At 75.7% G+C, this 2,370-nt stretch carries 1 protein-coding gene; it reads left to right on the top strand.

Annotation, left to right across the window (positions count from 1 at the left end; translation table 11 throughout):
* A partial coding sequence (locus KS423_RS43605; RefSeq protein ID WP_224285231.1) for a hypothetical protein occupies positions 1–2,370 on the top strand: 2,370 nt, incomplete at both ends.

The following is a 2,370-nucleotide window of genomic DNA, read 5'->3' as shown; positions in this document are numbered from 1 at the left end:
GGCGGCCGCGATGCCCCGGTCCGGCACGCCCACTGGCGCGACGCCGCCCGGGTGCCGCCCGGCCGCGAGCCCGCCGAACTCGGCTTCTGCGCCTCCGGCGGCGGCATCCGCTCGGCCTGCGTCACCCTCGGTGCACTCCAGTCGCTGCGCCCCTGGCTGAAACGGGCCCGCTACCTGGTCTCCGTCTCGGGCGGCGGCTACACCGTCGGCGCGCTCCAGCTCGCGCTCAGCGACTCGGCGCCCGGCAGCCCGGTGCGCGCCGTCTCGGGCCTGACCGCCGACACCGTGATGGAGCCCGGCTCCCCGGAGGAGGACCACCTCCGCCGGCACGGCAAGTACGTCGCCGACGGAGCGGGCGAGTGGCTGGTCGCACTCGGGACGCTGCTGCGCGGCGTGCTGTCCGCCCTCACCCTGCTGCTGGCCGCCGTCCTGGCGCTCGGCCTCGGGCTCAGCCGCTTCTACCAGGCCGTGCCACTCACCGACCTGAGCCGCCTGGCGGCGGCCGGGCTGCGCCACACCGATGCCATACCGGCGCCGTTGGAGTTCCGGGCACCGGCGCTCGCCACCCTCGGTGTACTGCTGGCCGCGGCCGCCGGGTGCTGGCTGCTCTGGCTGCTGGCCTTCCCGTCGCTCGGCTGGCAGTCGCTGCTGCCGCGCGTGCTGCGCCGGGCCAATCTCGGCCTGCTCGGGCTGGCCGCCCTGCTGACAGCCGGAGTCCTGGCGGTGCCGGGGCTGGCCTGGGCCGCCGTGCGGCTCCAGCAGGCGCTGGCGGCAGGGCCGCAGCTGACCGGCGCGGGGCTCGGCCTGACTGTGGCGCTCAGCTACCTGGCGCTGCTGCTCGGCATACTCCGGCGCGACCGCCGGACACCCGGCCGGGGCGCCGCAGCGGGCGCGGCAGGCCGTGTCGCGGGAGGCCGCGGTGGCCGCGCCGCCGGCATCCCCCAGACCCTCGTGGTGTGGGCCGCCCTCCTCGTGCTGACGGCCGGTGCGCTGCTGGCCCTCGGCTGGGCGGTCGCCACCGGGTACGCCTGGCCGACCGCCGTCCAGGTGCTGCTGCCGCTGGTGCTCGGCGCGGTCGGGCTGAACCTCGATCAGACCTGGATGAGCCTGCACCCGTTCTACCGGCTGCGGCTGGCCTCCGCGTTCGCGGTCCGGCGGTCCACCGAGGGCGGTCGGTCGCTGGCCCGCCCGTACCACTTCTTCCGGGAGCAGACCTGGCTGAGCCACTACGGCGCCCGGCACCCCGACTTCCCGCAGGTGATCTTCTCGGCGGCGGCCAACCTGTCGGGCAACTCCCGTACACCACCGGGCCGTCCGGCGGTCTCCTACTCGCTCTCGTACGACTACGTGGGCGGTCCGGACATCGGCTACGCGCGCACCGACCTGCTGGAGCGGCGCACCCGTCCGCACATCGCCAGGGACCTCACCGTGCAGTCGGCGATGGCCGTCTCCGGCGCCGCCTTCTCCTCCGCGATGGGGCGGGAATCCCGCGTCTACCAGCGGCTGTTCGCGGTGACCAACGCCCGCCTCGGGACGTGGCTGCCCAACCCGGCGGTACTCGGCCCGGACTGGTCCGGTCCACCGGACTGGCGCCGTCCCGCGCAGCCCGCCGTCCGCCGCCTCCCGTACCAACTGCGGGAACTGATCGGGCGGTTCCCGGCCGACGACCGCTTCCTGCTCACCACCGACGGCGGGCACTACGAGAACCTCGGGCTCGTCGAGCTGCTGCGGCACCGGGTGCGCACGGCGGTCTGCATCGACGCCAGCGGCGACGCGGGTTACGCCGCCAAGCTGGCCGCCGCGATCACGCTGGCCCACGAGGAGCTGGGCATCGTCATCACCCTGCACGAGCCGGAGCTGCTGATCCCGGGCACCGCCGCCGACCAGCCCGTCGAGGGCGGCGCCCCGGACGACGGCGTGGACGGCCACGCAAGCCGTCGGCCACCGCTGTTGCGCGGGCTCGCGGCACAACTGTCCGACCGGCTCTCGGCCCGGTCGGTGGTCACCGGGGACATCCGCTACCCGGACCTGGGCGAGGGGCCCGGGGCCGTCCGGCACGGCCGGCTGATCGTCCTCCAGTCGGTGCTGACCCCGGACATGCCGTACGAGCTGCACGCCTACGCGATGGCGAACCGGGCGTTCCCCAACGACCGCACCAGCGACCAGTGGTTCGACCACCAGCAGTTCGACGCCTACCAGACGCTCGGCCGCCACCTGGGCGAACAGGCCGCACCGCTGGTCGAGCGAGCGCTGGTCGAGCGAGCGCTGGTCGAACAGGCGCTGGCCGGCCCGGCGCCGGGCCCCACCGGGTCGCTGCCCGCGCAGCCGGCGGGCGACACCGCGTCGGCCCCGTCCGGCACGGCCCCGTCC

Origin of the sequence: Streptomyces sp. LS1784 (assembly GCF_020103755.1) — a bacterium.
Lineage (GTDB): Bacteria > Actinomycetota > Actinomycetes > Streptomycetales > Streptomycetaceae > Kitasatospora.
This window is presented reverse-complemented; position numbering and strand designations above follow the sequence as displayed.